Genomic DNA, 15623 nt, shown 5'->3' with positions numbered 1-15623 from the left:
ATTTACCTCTTAAGCCTTAGCAATCTGCACGCGGTTAGTGTGTTGTGGGTTACCTTTTGCTGCAGGGCTAGGTTGGTAGCGAGTAAGCGTGTTAATGCAGCCCCCAATATCAATTACATGGCCGGATGGGCCGACTCGGCCCGATGGATCTGGGGTATACCAAGCGCCTTGACCCAGGGCCGCCACGCCTGGCGCAACCCTTGGGGTAATGCGAACAGGAACTTCAATGGTGCCACGCTGGCTCCATACATGAACGGTATCTCCCTGCGCTAAGCCACGAGCATTGGCATCCATCGGGTTCATCCACACTGCGTCTTCAACGGCTTCACGTAGCCAAGCCACGTTGTGATAGCTGGAGTGGGTGCGGCCCTTGGTGTGATAACCCATTAATTGCAGTGGGTAGGTCTCTATAGTGTCGGCATCCTCATAGCCTTCCCAAGTTGGTTGGTATTTGGGTAATGCGGTGATGTAGTTGCCTTTGACGCTTGCATCAAACTCCCATTCGGCCGCTTTTTGCGCAAAATCGAGTGAGTAGAATTCGACTTTACCAGTAGGTGTGCCGAGAGCTTTACCGCCATTGATATAGCTATCTAAGGCGATACGTTTGGTGCCATTGAAGGCGCGGAAAACCCCAATTTTTTGAGCTTCTTCATAGGTGCTTGGTAATGCTGGAATGGCGTTCGCGCTTGAAGGTGCTGTCAAAGTGCCAGCATAGAGTTGATTTAACCATGCAGCTTCATCTTTACCTTCAGAGTACTGTTGATAAACGCCCATTTTTTCTGCAATGAGGCCGCACATGTCATACATGGACTTGCATTCCCACATTGGCTTCACTGCCGCCTTCATCGCAACTAAGTAGCCCATAAGACCCGTGGCATAGCTGCCATCGACTAGGTCATTCGACTCTAACCAACTGGTATCTGGCAGGAGGATATCGGCGTATCGTGCTGAAGGTGTCATCCAGCAATCGGCCACCACGATTAGTTCACACTTAGTATCGTCCTCCAAAATCTTCGAAGTCCCGTTAGAGTCGGCATGTTGGTTGACGAGTGAGTTAGAGTTAATGGCGAAAATGGCTTTAATATTCTGCCCCAATGGCGTATCTAAATCGGCCATACCTCTTACACCATCTTTACGGGCGGTCATTTCTGCGCCGCGCTCAATGGCTTCAGAGAAGGTGAAGAAGGAAATGGATTCTTTAATCGGATTAGACAAGCCCGATAGACTTGATTTGCTCATGCTGCCTTGTACTGGTAAGGCGCCATTGTTGACACCTGCTTGCCCCACTTTGCCAGTTAAGAAGGGCAGCATATAGCAAGCGCGCATCGCCTGTTCGCCGTTCGCATGGCGGTTAACACCTGCACCTATGATGATATAAGGTGCCTTGGCATTCATGATCTTCTGGGCGATAGCTTTGATATTGGCTTCCGAAATCCCACAAACGGTTGCCGCCCACGCGGGTGTTTTGGCCTTGGTGAATTTACCCACGCCGAGGATGTAATCGCGGTAGTTTTCTTCGACATCGATAAACTTGGCGTATTCCAGTTTTGTCGCATCACCCGATGCTTCGAATTCGGCTTTGGTTTGTTCCAGTGAGGCCTTGTCATAACCAACGCAATATTTATCTAAGAAGGCTTTAGAGTTGGCATCGACCCAGCCTGAAGAAATCATTTCATAGGCAATGGCTTCCGCAAATGCGGCATCTGTGCCAGGGCGGATCGGATACCAGTGGTCTTCTTTACCCGCCATGGAGTCTGTATATCGTGGGTCGACCATGATGACTTCAATGCTTGGGTTATTTTGAATGGCTTGCAGGTAATCGTAACCTTCGCCCGAACCGCTTTGGCGCATTTCGCTAGGGTTATAACCAATGCCTAAAAACAGATCGCTGTCGGCAACACAGACCATAGAGCTGCCGTTAGTAGAGCTGCCACCCCAAGTGGCGGCGGCTGCTTCAATTTGTTGTGCCCAAGAATAGTTACCATAAATATTCAGGAAGCCACCGTTGAGATTCAGCAGGCGGTTGAAGCAGTTTGAGCTAGAGAAACCGTAATAAGCACCTGAACCGTATAGTTTTAAAATTGAACGGTTGGTGTATTCGGCGGTAATACGTTGCAGTTCACTGGCAATCGTTGATGCCGCTTCATCCCAAGTAATGGGGACAAATTTACCTTCACCGCGCTTACCAACACGCTTCATGGGTGTCTTTAAGCGATCCGCAGCATAGGTGCGTTGTCTGAGTGAGCGTCCACGCGCACAAGCACGGATCTGGTGGTTGTAGCCATATTCGTCAGTAGTCTCATTGTCGGCTTCTACGCGCGTGATCACACCATCTTTAGTAAATACCTTGATTGGGCAGTTAGAGCCACAGTTAACAAGGCAGGATGACCAGGTTTGGACCTCACCATCGGTTACCGGAGGCGTTGGTGGTACCACATCGACATCTTTCGAGCTGGAGTCACAACCTGTGACGGCCGCCGCTGCACTCAGTGCGGCACTCATCTTTAAAAAACTTCTACGTTCCATTCTCTTCACCTCTGTTAAATCAAGGCAGCATGTAGCTGAAGGTCAACATCAGCAGATGCGCGTTGTAGTTATGATTAAGCTCACCCAAGGTCACTAATCCTGGGACGGCATAGGGGCTGACCTCGGCGTAGTCAGTGTCGTAGTAACGTTCGAACTGGTAGCTCAGCTTGAGTCCCATGCGCTCGTTCAGGGCATAACGGCCATACAGCTCAAGGTTGTGGCTGTAGGAGTAGTAATCGCCGTAAGGTTGGTCTGTGGTTGTGGTGATTAGGGTGTCACTTGCGGAGTTCGCAAATTGGTAATTCCCCCCAATGCTTAAGCGGTCATCCATCAGTCCGTCGTAGGTAAAACCAATGTTGAGGTCGATAAACTCATCGTCGACATTGGTGTACCAATCTGGGGAGGAATAGGCTTGGCTTCCTGCCATGTCAGACTCAATCCACTGTTGCCCTGCGCTAGCAAAAACGTTGAGTCTGTTGGATAGCTGGGCACTGAGTTGTACGTTGTACCCGTAGTCCTTCACCCCCGTTAAACCAATAAGGGTGCTGTCGTAGTCGTCGTTGTTGTAATGGGCATCGAAATCAACCGTTAGCCATTGCAGGGGAGTATGATTAACCCTGAGTTCGAGCCCATTACGGTTTCTATCAGCAAGGTAAAACTTGCGTAGCAGTGTATTTTCTTCGATTGAGGTGGCTTCTAGACTGTCGTAGGTTGAGCCGTCACGGGTTTCGTAACTGGCTTTCAGGTCAACCACGGTTTTAGGGATGACGCGGATATTCAGCTTAGCCCATAGCGCGCTGTCTTCGGTCTTTTCACGCTCGGTATAGTTACGCTCAACCGCTTTGTAATCAAAACCGCCGAGTAAGCGATAGTCGCTGTTGAAACGGTAACTACTCTGCAGTTTGAAGTTGGTGCGTTGAATATCCATCGCCACGTTTTGCTTAAAAGCACCACTGACGTTGTCGACTTCAAATTGGGCAAAATCCCAGGTAGAGCTTTTATTGTCACGGTCGCTGTAATCCAGTTGACCGTTCAGGCGCCAGCGGGGGCTTAACATACTGCTGAAGCCGATACGCGCGTCCAAGGTCTCCACTTCGCCGTCCCAGCTTTGCAGCGGATTACCGCTGACTTGGATGAGATTGTCATCCTGGATCATTCGGCCTGTGGCAAGACGGCCGTTAATCACACTGCTGCCAAGCAAATATTGGCCTGTCAACGAGACTTGATGGGCGTCGTTATCCGGCGTGGCGGCATACACATTGTCAGCATAGGGCAGACTTAAGTGATTAATGTGATTGCGGTAGTAACTGCCGTTATAGGCCAGTTCACTCTGCCATTGGTGTTGGTCGATGCTGATACCTGCATTGATATTTTGAGTGGTTGCATCCACGGGTAAGGCGAAGTTTATTGGGCCAGAGTTGGCTAATAAACTGCTGCGACGATTTCCCGTTTTATCCTCGTGGTCATAGTTGATATAACCCTTAAGGCCGTTAAGCAGTGCATCTAACTCGCCCTCAAGGCCGATACCGACTTTTTCACGTTGTAATTCGAGGTCAAGGGAACGAGTGTGGCTATCGGGTAGCAGCAATCCATTGTTATGCCATAGTTGGGTTTGGGCCGTGGCGTCATAACGGGTCAGTAGGCTGTAATCGAGTTGGATGCCGCCCAGATTGTTTTTGCCTGCTTCCAAATGCAAATAACCGTTGTCCGAACCGAGTTCATCGGCTTGCATCGCTGCGTGGTATTCACCTTGTCGATAACTTACATCCCCACCGACACTGCCGCGCCAGCCCGCATCACTGTCACCAAAGTTATTACCTGAGTGGATATCGTCACTGCTTGCCCAGCCAACATTGGCGTTAACTTCGCCCTGGTAGCCCTGCTTTACGGTACAGGACTTACATTGATAGGCGTTGGTGTTGACCTTGCTGGTATTGGCTTGCTTAACCGAAAAGTCTGCTGCGTTAACGCTTGCAGAGACGGCAAGCAGTCCAATGGTGATTAAATTCAAGTTAAATTTCATCTCAGACTCCTTAATCAACGCGCAAAATTGCTGCCAGCAGGGTGGTTGGAGCCGTGGATTTGGCTATGGCAATTCAAACAACCCATACCCGCCCCAAAAGCATTGGTACTCGGTTGGCTAACCACGCGGCTCGCATGGCCATCGTCGGCATGACATTGTTGGCATAACTGCGGCACACGTTGTTTAACTAGGGCCTCGTTCACGCTGCCGTGAGGGTTATGGCAGGTTGAGCAGTTTTCGGTGACGGGCGCATGCTCCCATAGGAAGGGGCCGCGCTTTTCGGCATGACAGCTATAACAAGTGTCATTTACCGTGGCTTTTTTGAGGGCGCTCTCATTCGATGAACCGTGGGGAGCATGGCAATCGATACACGTCATCTGGTTCCACTTCAACGGATGGGATGAGCGTTTGCTCATGTCCGCTTTTTCGCGGGTATGACATGAGGTACAGGTCTGATTAATTTGTTGTTTGTCTAAGATTGGATCTTTAGCTGCATGCACCTGATGGCAGGAGGCACAGGCGATTTCCTCCAGATTATGCAAGCTATTATGCCAACCCGTTTTCGCAGTATTTTGGTGGCAACCCAAACACACAGTATTTTGCGTCGGCGCGGATAACTTACTGGCTTGACCAAAGGTGATCATTGGCTCTTTGCCACCTTTGTTATGGTTACCGAGAGGGCCGTGACAAGATTCGCACTGCAATCCCGCCATTGGGGAATTTGAGTTGCTCATGTCACCATGCTTGCCCTCAAAAATAGCCATGACTTTGCCATTTTTCTTATGACACATTAGGCAGGTGTCAGCACCTTTTGAAGAATATTGACCCGCGGTGAATTTTTGTTCTAATAGCTTTTCAAGTTGCTCACTGCTCTGGGTCTTTTCTGCTATTACTGAGGGAGATAATAAAAGTAATGCACTAACTCCTATTATCCAGCGTTTTATTTTATGCCATCTCATATTAGCTGCCTTTTATTTACTGTTTTTACGGTTGGAATTATTAATTCCTGTAAATGTTACCTTCGAGGCGGCGCTTAATTAAGGCATATGAAAGGCTTGTTTTAAAAACTGGATTTGGCACATAAAACGTATGGTTATATAGGGTCTGTCACAGTAAAGAGTAACTGATTCTCAATTGAGTGATATTATTTTCCTTTAAATACAGCCTAATGCGTTTCAGATTTGAATGGGGTGTATTTTGGGTTAAATGAAGGTTGCAATAATGATTTTTACAGTTATTGTTGGCCGGATATTGAAATTGTTCGATGTCACAAAAATAAGAATTACTTATCTTGTTCTTGATTTTTAAATCTCGAAATTACGAGTTTAAAGGTTGTAAATTGAAATTGTTATATCGTTTATTAATTAGATATTTTTAAGTGGAGACTGATATTGGTAAGAATTTGGGGGGGGTAATTAAAATGATTGCCATAAATTAATCATCTTAATTAGGATTGGTTAAAATACAGCAAAGCATTGTTGAACGGATTATTGTACTGCTTGCATTGTGTTATTTGAGGGCTGGCTCGCAAGCACTTGCGCAATATTAATAAGATTCTGAGCGAGTTCTTTTGCTTGCTCCTCGGGGAATTTGGTCGCCAGTGAGGCTTGCAGCTTTTCCTGCAGGTTTGCTAATAGGGTTTGCTTATCGATATCGGCGACTGTCTGTTTGAGGTTGGTGACTCCACTGGCGAGGGCCTGTAGTTCTGGGAACAACTGCGCGTTCTTTAACGGGGCTAAAAGTGCTACGTCCTTTAAATTTGCGTCGTCGACTTTATTGTCTAAGGTGAGAAGCAGATTATCGACTTTGTCGAAGGTCTGTTCGCTGCGACTAATTAAAGGCGCGATGGCGGCGTCTTCTATGAGTCCGGTGAATTTATCGACGGTGGCGTATAACAATCCTGCGACGATAATCAGCGGCAGCATGATCCCCGTGAATAATCCCACCCAAAAGTTGTTAAGCCCAGCGGCGAAGTTTTTCATCTTAGTCCCTTATTCCCGTTAAACGCTTAAGTTACGCTATGCGCTTTGTCGATGGCTGACAAGCGGTTACTGCTAAAACTGCGTGCTCAGCGATAAAACGAGGCGCATATCCGATGCGCGCTAAACCATGGATTAGAAACTGCGCTTCACTAAGAATCGCCATTCCCAACTGTTGACCGAATCGCCCCCAGTGTAGGGCACTGAGAGGTCAATATGGGCGACGTTGCCGTAACTGGAGCGTGAGGAATAAATCCGCGCGCCAATACCTATACTGGCAAGCGGGCCACTCACTTCGTTATTGGCCGCTAACGGACCGCCCGAGGCTTGGCCGACATCGGCAAATACCGCCCAACCGAGTTCGGCCAATTGGTATAGGTTGATATTGGGATAATTACGGATTTCGGCGGTGAGTAACCATTGGTTATCGCCCTGTTGATATTCGTTGGGATAACCGCGTACCCCGGTTTCATCGCCAAGCCCTTCGGTGAGATCAAGGTAAGTATTATTTGATACACTCGCCCACGCCTTGCCATAGGCTATCCATTTAGGATTGATTTGATAGAAGTACTCGGCCTGAACATTGGCTTGATAGGTATCTTTTTGGGTGGTGCCTAAGGTGCTGGTGGCGCCCATTTCGAGTAACCATAAATGCTCATCAAACTTATATCCACGGGTGGTTTGCCATTTGAAGTGGTAGCCCACTGGGTTATTGTCGCCTATATCATTGGTCTCGATACCCAATTGAATATAGTGGTGCCAACCTAAGTTAAAGTCTTCGTTATTACGAATAAGGTGCACGTTATTGAGTACCTGAAAGTCATCCTGAATAAACTCATAGGCGACCCAGGGATACATAAAGTCTCTGTCCTGGGGTAACTCGGAAGTGGGGTACACCTCTGAATTGGCAAACTCGTGCTTATCTTGGGTAAAACCAGTGATAAAGCGCGATAAGTGTTCGTTATTCTTATTGATTAGCCAGCCATATTGCAGATTGAGATAGTCGACAGTGTGCTCAAACTCGTTCACCTCTTGGCCGTTTTGCCGCAAGATATCGGTGCGGCTATCATCTAAAAACTCCGCCGAGTACATGGTCTCAGTATTCAATGAATAGAAGGGCTTACTGACATACACATGCTTAGCTTGGCCGTCGCTATTATCGTAAAACTCGGCGGCAACAATACCGTGGTCGATGATGCTAATGGGCGCCTCGAAGGCGAACTTATAGCCAGTACGGGATTCATCGGATTGATATTTTAAGCGGGTGCGTATGCCTGTTCCGAAGAGGTTGTCTTCTTTCACACCAAAGGAGTAGCGGGTGTCACCGCCTGAGCTACTAAAGCTGGCCGTGGGGAGCAGTGACCAGTTATCCCAGGTTTCGATAACAATCGACTCATCATCGGGATGGGCATCTGCCTCAGGGTCTTTCTCGCTGACATAGACTTTTGCATCGCGGATATAGGGTTCGGCACGCAGCAAACGTTGGGATTCGTCGAGGTCTTTTTGGGTAACAGTATCGTTTTCACCAAAGGTCAGCCTATCCTTAACCACATATTCCTTAGTGTTGATATGCAGATAGTTTGCCCAGCGGTGGATGAAAAATGTATCGGGATCGGATTCATCGAAAATCGGGTTGCTCACCACGACAATCTTACTCACCTTTTTCGGGGCCTCGGCGGTTGCAGTTTTGGGCACGACCTCATCCGCTCTGGCTAGGCTGACTAGACCACAGAGGCAACAAGGTAGAATCGATGCATACAGGGTAAACTTCTGCATAAAACCACTCCCGTAAACTGGATGGCGACAGCTTAAGATTCTGCTGTGCTTCACAATTTAATAACACACGGGAAGTGGCGATTAGTCAAGGAAACATTTTAATAAGATTATGATTTTACTTAAGGTTACTTTAAGAATCGGGCTGGAGTTGGCGCCAGCCCTGAGAGAGGGGATGTTACAGCGTACGTCTTGGTGGTACCACGACGTTGGCAAAAATCAGTCCGGCGATAAGCGACATAAAGATCAAAAAGATCTGCGATCCAATATGGGATTGGTTAAGCATAGTTTCGCCGGAGATCAGCGCGTTCAGCCCTATGTAGGTTTTACTGCCGGGCACTAAGATCACGATACCTTGCAGCAATGCAATCGAGGCGGGCGCCTTCATCCAACGGGCGAAGAGATTGGAATACACTCCAACCGCCAAGGCGCCGAAGAAGATCCCCACAGAATCGCCAAAAAAGTGCCCGCCTAACATGGCGGAGAAGAATGCCACTATCCCCGCTAGTACGCCCCAAGGTGAATCTTGCATCCGCGCCTTAAAGATAAACACCAGCGCCATCGAGAGAATCGGCACCGCCGACCAAATTGCCCAGCGCGGTAATCCCTCAGGCTCGATATGAATGGCTTCACCGAAGAAGGCTTTACCAATTGCCATCCCCAGCACTGCGCCAAAGTACAGCTTAAACAACAACATACTGGCATCCATAATCCGCGCTGTGCCCGAGATCAGGTCGCGTGCCGCCAGTTCCGCCAGCCCTAAGGTTAGGGCTAAGCCGGGAATGAAGATAATGATGGAGGAGAGGATCACCACGGGAATATTAATATTGGGGTCAATGCGGGCAATGGCGCAGGCGGCAATGGCGCAAACAATCGTCGCAAAGGGCTCTAAGACTTCCGCCATGCGCGTCGAGCGCTCGGCGCGGTACACAAAGCCATAGACCAGTAAGCCTAACAAACCTGACCAAAAGACATCGTTCCAACCCGTGCCCATCAACATGGCAAAGGCGGCCGCCGAGGTGCCAAAGGAGAAACAGGTTAATGCTGGGCCGTAGGGGTTGGGTTTATTGGCGATTTCCTCTAGCCTGTCTAAGGCTTCGGTGAGTGTGCGTTTACCCGAGGTGAGTTCATCCACCAGTTCATCGGTGCGGGCGAGGGAGCCTAAATCCAATTCGCCGGGTTTAACCCGCGCGACATGGTTATATTCTTGATCGGTATCGTGTTGTAATACGAAGGTCATGGAGGTCGGCGAGATTAAAAAATAACCTTCGATTCCGAGCGTCCGTGAGACGGTTTGCAAATGGGTTTCAAGACGGTAAGCGGGTGTGCCAAACTTATGTAAAGCCTTGCCTAGCTTAATGATAAATTTACGCTTTTCGAGAAACTGTTCGTTATCCAATCGGGCTATTCACTGTATAAAAAGTTGTAAGAGATCACGCGCGCATATTAACCTATCTTGTCGCTAAAAGGTTAATGGCTTTTAAGCTTAATACAAATAAATTGCTGAATTTTTGCGGAAAATGCCGCGGTGGTGTTAATTAAAAGGGAATCGCTATGCCGTTGATGGTAACAGGGTTTTACGCCAGCTTGACTGGGTTGTTGATAATAGCGCTGGCTTATCGAGTGGTGAAATTAAGACGAAGCCAAAAAATCGGACTCGGCGATGGCGGCAACAATGCCTTGACGCTGGCGGGCAGGGTGCATGCGAATCTGATTGAGAATGCGCCCATCGTATTGATTTTAATGCTGGTGGCCGAGGCGGGTGGCTTAGCGCATTTCTATTTGCATTGTTTTGGTACTGTGTGGATTGTGGCGCGCTTGCTCCATGCAATAGGGTTAACTCAGGGGAAAGGCGGCTATCATTTCGGCCGTTTTTGGGGCGTGTTGCTCACTTGGTTAGTGACTATCAGCCTAGCCTTGGTCAACTTAGTGCATTTTGCCCAAAGTCTGTAATTGCTGAGATAGGGTAATGGCCGTCTAGGCCATATCCCTAGCCACTTTAGGGGTATTGAGCACATTGGTGCAAATACCCCGAAAAACACCTCGGCTGCTGTTTTTTTAATCGCACTTATCCCTGTTTGCCTGCTATACTCCGCGTCCCTAAATCGGTGCGGCCCGTTTTTGCCTGCACCTTTGTTTGACATTACGCTTTTGGGTCAAAATCGATGCAAGTTGAATCCACACTGTTTAGCCATCCCAAGTATTGGGCCGAGTGCTTTGGCACAGCGCCTTTTTTACCTATGTCTCGCAAGGAGATGGAGAAATTAGGCTGGGACAGCTGTGACATTATTATTGTCACTGGTGACGCCTATGTGGATCATCCAAGCTTTGGCATGGCGGTCATTGGCCGGATGTTAGAAGCCCAAGGCTACCGCGTTGGGATTATTTCTCAGCCCGATTGGTCGAGCAAAGATGCCTTTATGCAGCTTGGTCGCCCGAATCTGTTTTTTGGTGTCACCGCTGGCAACATGGATTCGATGATCAACCGTTACACCGCCGATCGTCGCATTCGTAGCGATGATGCCTATACTCCTGGCGATGTGGGTGGTAAGCGCCCCGACCGTGCCGTGACCGTTTATACCCAACGTTGTAAAGAAGCCTTTAAAGATGTGCCAGTGATCATTGGCGGCATCGAGGCGAGTCTGCGCCGTATTGCGCACTACGATTATTGGTCAGACAAAGTCCGTCGCAGCGTGATTTTCGATGCTAAGGCCGACATCTTGATGTACGGCAACGCTGAGCGTCCGCTGGTTGAAGTGGCGCGTCGTTTAGCCGCAGGTGAAGCGATTGCGGATATCCAGGATGTGCGCGGCACAGCGGTTATCCGTAAAGAGCCTATGCCCGAGTGGCGTGGTATGGATTCGCGCAAGATCGACCAACTGCATAAGATCGATCCTATCCCGAACCCCTATGGCGCCGACGATGTGGGCTGCGCCAACTTATCTGGCCCATCGGATGTTAAAATTTTCGATAACGATGCGCCGAAACCCATCAGTGTGCAGCCTGCACGCCCTAAGCCTTGGGATAAAACCTATGTGCTGTTGCCTGCCTTTGAAAAGGTCTCTGAGGACAAATATTTATACGCCCATGCCTCGCGGATTTTGCACCAAGAGCAAAACCCGGGGTGCGCGCGAGCGCTGTTCCAGCCCCACGGTGACCGTGGCGTGTGGGTGAACCCGCCTGCTTGGCCTCTCAATACCGACGAGATGGATGCCGTTTTCGATTTACCCTATAAACGGGTGCCGCATCCTGCCTACGGTAAGGACAAAATCCCCGCCTATGACATGATCAAGACGTCGATCAACATCATGCGCGGTTGCTTTGGCGGCTGTTCATTCTGCTCGATTACCGAGCACGAAGGCCGAATTATCCAGAGTCGTTCGCAAGAATCGATTATCAAAGAAATCAAAGATATTCAGGATAAGGTGCCCGGTTTTACTGGGGTGATTTCCGACTTAGGCGGCCCAACTGCCAACATGTATCGCCTCGGCTGTACCAGTGAAAAAGCGGAGAAAACCTGTCGCCGTTTATCCTGTGTGTATCCATCGATTTGCGGCCACTTAGGCACAGATCATAAACACACTATCGACTTATACCGCGCCGCTCGCGCCGTGCCCGGCATTAAGAAAATCTTGATTGCTTCGGGTGTGCGTTACGACTTAGCGATTGAAGATCCGGCCTATGTCAAAGAGTTGGTCCAGCACCATGTAGGCGGCTATTTGAAAATCGCCCCTGAGCATACCGAAGAAGGGCCGCTCAGCAAGATGATGAAACCCGGCATGGGCGCCTACGATAAGTTTAAAGAGCTGTTCGACAAGTATTCTAAGGAAGCGGGTAAAGAACAGTTCCTGATCCCTTATTTTATTTCGGCGCATCCGGGCACGACCGACGAGGATATGCTCAACCTCGCGCTCTGGTTGAAGGAGCGTAAGTTTAAGCTCGACCAAGTACAAAACTTCTATCCATCGCCAATGGCAAACGCAACGACCATTTATCACACTGAGTTGAACTCGTTGAAAAACGTGAAGCACACAAGTGAAGTGGTGCCTGTGCCGAAGAAGGGCCGCCAACGCCGCCTGCATAAGGCGCTGCTGCGCTACCACGACCCAGCAGGTTGGCCGATTATCCGCGAAGGTTTGATTGCCATGGGACGCGAAGATTTGATTGGTAACAGTCCGAATCACCTCGTTCCACCAGAAGGGCGCAACGAACGTGGCCCGAAATGGATGAAGGATGCTAACCAAGGCCAAAAAGCCCTGACGCGTTTCTCGGGCAATCAGTTCGATGAGCGTAAGGGCAAAGGCGATGCCAAGGGCAAACCGAGCACAAGCAAGCCTAAGGGGCCTAAGTCTGGGGCGAATGCAACGCAAAGTCAGCAACCTAATAGCAGCCGTCCGGGAGCTAAGGCTCCTTTTGGTCAGTCGGGTTTTAAGGGAAAATCTGAGCAGGGTAAAGCTAGGCACCAAGGCCGCGGAAATAAGGCCTCTTCAGGCCGTCAGCACGCTAAGTAACGGCGAAAAAAAGCCACTCCAGTAAACCTATTTGGAGTGGCGCAGAGATGATGGTAAACCAGCGGTACCATCCAATGAGTGTGTGGCGAGCGTTTGTAGACGGAACGTGCGCCGCACCTCAGTCTCAAATGGGCCCACGGATATGAGGAACGTGAGCCACTATCCCTCAATGTACGGGAGAGCCTGATGAAGACTTTCCATTCCTAAAAGAAGTAGTTAATCCCTACCGCAAAGCCATTATCTTCCTGCGCTTCGAGTGCTGGATCATCCATGTCGCTGAAATCTAACTTCATTTCGGCAAACATCACAGTGTCGTTACTGTAACGGTAGTGCAGGCCAAGCATAGCGAATTGGCGGGTCCATTTGCCTTGGATGGGTGTGCTGGCATCTGTATCTAAGTCCAAATAGCTGAGGACAATCATAGGCACAAAGCCATTATCGAATTGGTAGGCCGTCATCAACTCGGCACCAGTGGCATCGTAGAGATCGCCGCCGACCAGCTCATTGTTCTTACTCTGATGGGCGTTAAAGCCGACGTAGAGACCGCTTGCTTCGCGGTTATCGGCATAGTGGTAATAGTCACCATACATGGCGCCGATACCGACGATTTCGTTGGTTTCATCGACTTGGGTGTTACCTAGGTGGCCTTCAAAGTCGCCACGGTTAAAGCCGGCGAGCAGTTTAAATTTGTCGGTGAGTGAGTAGGTCAAGCTGGCACCGTAACTGCTGTCGAAATCGAGCTCAGAGTTAGCCATTTCGCTGCCGTCATCGTTTTTTAAGGTGACATTACCGTTGGTTTTGGCGGCGTATTGTAGGGCAATTTGCACTGGGCCAAAGCTATTTCGATAGATAAACGCGGAGTCGGCGCGGCCTGTTCCTGTTAGCCCGCCATCGCTAAAGGCGTAGGCGCCGACACTATATCCGGCGAAGACGTTCGGTAAATCCGTTGTGCCTGCGACATCGTAGTAAGCGCCCCATTGCTTACCAAAGCTGAGGCTACCCCATTCATCGTGGGACATACCGACATAACCTAAACGGTTATAGAGGAAGTCTTCGGTTTTTTCGGCGGCCAGTTTGCCACCTTGCATCACTAAACTGTCATCGCTGGACACCATGTTGATGCCCCATTCCGTGGTGGCAAAGGCGGTCCAGCCATTTCTCTCGCTGCGTTCAAAGCTAAATCGTACTCGGGAGGAGTCATCAATGACTGAGGTATCGTGGCTGTCGTTGAGTGCCGCGAAGCCTAACCAACCACTTAAATCTAATGAGTTTTTTTGATCGTTATAGAGTTCAACCGCTTGGCTGCTGGTGGCGGCCAACAGCATAGGTAGCATTAGAGCGATGCATGTTTTTTTCATAGTTCCACCGAAATTAGGCAAGTTTTGTCTGGGGACCTTAGGCACTGTGGCTTAAGGTCCCTGAAGACGGATTGGTGTTATGTTTCTTATCTAGTAATGGGTGAGAATCGCAGGGGAGACGTGCTCACGCTGCTTTGATCTCAGCTGTGGGTGTTTTATTGGAAATCACCCCGTAGATAGTCCAACCGAAGAAGGTCGCGATAGCGCCTAACATCACTGCGGTTTCACCAGAGCTATAGAGGGCGTAGAAGCTATACAGGGCGCCGATAACCGCAATCACGTTGGCAACACGGGCCTTGTTCGCTGGTACTTTGAGTTGTTTTTGCATCACACCTAGGGCTGCCATCGATAGTATGTAAGGCACAATGTTAGTCACCACGGCGAGGTTTACTAGGGCTTCAAACTGTTTGCTCAGTGATGGACTGATAGTCATCAAAGACAGCAGGGTTTGAATCGAAACGATGATAGTCATACCCCAAATTGGCGCATCGGCTTTGCTGACTTTCGAGAACACTTTAGGGAAGAAACCTTCATCGGCAGAGGCCTTAAACACTTGCGCGATAGTGAACTGCCAACCCAACAGTGAGCCAGTACAGGAGATAATGGCGCAGGCCATCACGATTTTACCGACCACAGGGTTAAACATTTGCGCGAAGGCGAGACCGAAAGGTGCGTTTGAGTTAGCAAGGTCGGCGTTAGGCACAATACCGGCAATCACGTTGGTTGAAACAATATAGATAAGCGCTGCACCTAAGGTACCACCCATGACGGCGATAGGAACGTTTTTCTCTGGGTTATCAACTGTCTCTGAGTTAGCACAAGCCGATTCTAAGCCAAGGAATGCCCATAGAGTCATCGCAATTGAACCGCCTAAGGCTTTAAAGAAAGGCAGTTCATGTGGGTTCCAAGCGCCTTTGTAGAGGTCAATGTCGAACCAGAACCAACCGATTAACGACACGCCAATTACAGGCAGAATAATCCCCCACACGGTGACGCTACTCACGCGACCCGTAATGCGGGCGCCACCAAAGTTAGCCACTGTGGCTAACCAAAGCACGCCAATGGTGGCAAGACAGATAGCCATTGGGCTTAAGTTCACTTCGAGTAGCACCGCGGCATAACCCACTGCAGAGATAGCGATGGCGACGTTAGCGATTAAAAGCGATACCGCATAGGTGTAGTTCGCCATAAAGTTACCGCTGCGGCCGAAGGCATATTCGGCATAACCGCCCATACCACCGGATTTTTTACTGAACATACCGCATTTGGCAAAGGCATAGGCAAGCGCCGTAGACCCCGCCGCCGTGACTAACCAAGAAAGGATAGAAATAGTACCTACTTGGGCTAATTGGGTAGGCAACATGATAATACCTGAACCCATCATATTGACTATGGTGATAATAGTTAATTGGACGACACCAATTTTATTTGCTGATTTACTCATAATAATGAC

Annotated in this window: 10 protein-coding genes; 2 read left to right on the top strand and 8 right to left on the bottom strand. The window is 49.3% G+C overall.

The features are described 5' to 3' along the window. Positions 1-9 precede the first annotated feature (9 nt). The 6 genes from K0H59_RS19480 to K0H59_RS19455 all read right to left on the bottom strand — a co-directional run bounded on the left by K0H59_RS19480 (position 10) and on the right by K0H59_RS19455 (position 9700). Positions 10-2526, bottom strand: coding sequence for a DMSO/selenate family reductase complex A subunit (locus K0H59_RS19480; protein ID WP_220054097.1), 2517 nt, complete (start codon positions 2524-2526; stop codon positions 10-12). A gap of 19 nt (positions 2527-2545) precedes the next feature. Then, positions 2546-4549, bottom strand: a complete 2004-nt coding sequence (locus K0H59_RS19475; protein WP_220054096.1) for an MtrB/PioB family decaheme-associated outer membrane protein — start codon at positions 4547-4549, stop codon at positions 2546-2548. Between the two features lie 14 nt (positions 4550-4563). Next, positions 4564-5508: a DmsE family decaheme c-type cytochrome gene (locus tag K0H59_RS19470; protein WP_220054095.1), complete on the bottom strand. Its 945-nt coding sequence runs from the start codon at positions 5506-5508 to the stop codon at positions 4564-4566. A gap of 528 nt (positions 5509-6036) precedes the next feature. Continuing rightward, positions 6037-6531, bottom strand: a complete 495-nt coding sequence (locus tag K0H59_RS19465; protein WP_220054094.1) for a hypothetical protein — start codon at positions 6529-6531, stop codon at positions 6037-6039. A 132-nt stretch (positions 6532-6663) separates the two neighbouring features. Then, positions 6664-8304 (bottom strand): ShlB/FhaC/HecB family hemolysin secretion/activation protein, encoded by a 1641-nt coding sequence (locus tag K0H59_RS19460; protein WP_088212243.1) that lies wholly within the window; start codon positions 8302-8304, stop codon positions 6664-6666. A 175-nt stretch (positions 8305-8479) separates the two neighbouring features. Beyond that, complete coding sequence (locus K0H59_RS19455) at positions 8480-9700, bottom strand: threonine/serine exporter ThrE family protein (protein ID WP_011718608.1); 1221 nt, start codon at positions 9698-9700, stop codon at positions 8480-8482. Between the two features lie 155 nt (positions 9701-9855). Between K0H59_RS19455 and K0H59_RS19450 the strand changes: the two genes are divergently transcribed. Both K0H59_RS19450 and K0H59_RS19445 read left to right on the top strand, forming a co-directional pair. Continuing rightward, positions 9856-10254, top strand: a complete 399-nt coding sequence (locus K0H59_RS19450) for an MAPEG family protein (protein WP_088212244.1) — start codon at positions 9856-9858, stop codon at positions 10252-10254. Positions 10255-10466: 212 nt separating this feature from the next. Beyond that, positions 10467-12812, top strand: coding sequence for a YgiQ family radical SAM protein (locus K0H59_RS19445; protein WP_220054093.1), 2346 nt, complete (start codon positions 10467-10469; stop codon positions 12810-12812). A gap of 203 nt (positions 12813-13015) precedes the next feature. Here the strand turns inward: K0H59_RS19445 and K0H59_RS19440 are convergent, their stop codons facing one another. Next, the gene (locus K0H59_RS19440) at positions 13016-14170 is read right to left on the bottom strand and encodes a porin (protein WP_039977503.1); all 1155 of its coding nucleotides are present in this window, start codon (positions 14168-14170) and stop codon (positions 13016-13018) included. A gap of 124 nt (positions 14171-14294) precedes the next feature. After that, positions 14295-15614, bottom strand: a complete 1320-nt coding sequence (gene potE, locus K0H59_RS19435; RefSeq protein WP_086904100.1) for a putrescine-ornithine antiporter — start codon at positions 15612-15614, stop codon at positions 14295-14297. Positions 15615-15623: the final 9 nt, after the last annotated feature.

Origin of the sequence: Shewanella sp. FJAT-51649 (genome assembly GCF_019457435.1) — a bacterium.
GTDB classification, from domain to species: Bacteria; Pseudomonadota; Gammaproteobacteria; order Enterobacterales; family Shewanellaceae; genus Shewanella; species Shewanella mangrovisoli.
This window is presented reverse-complemented; position numbering and strand designations above follow the sequence as displayed.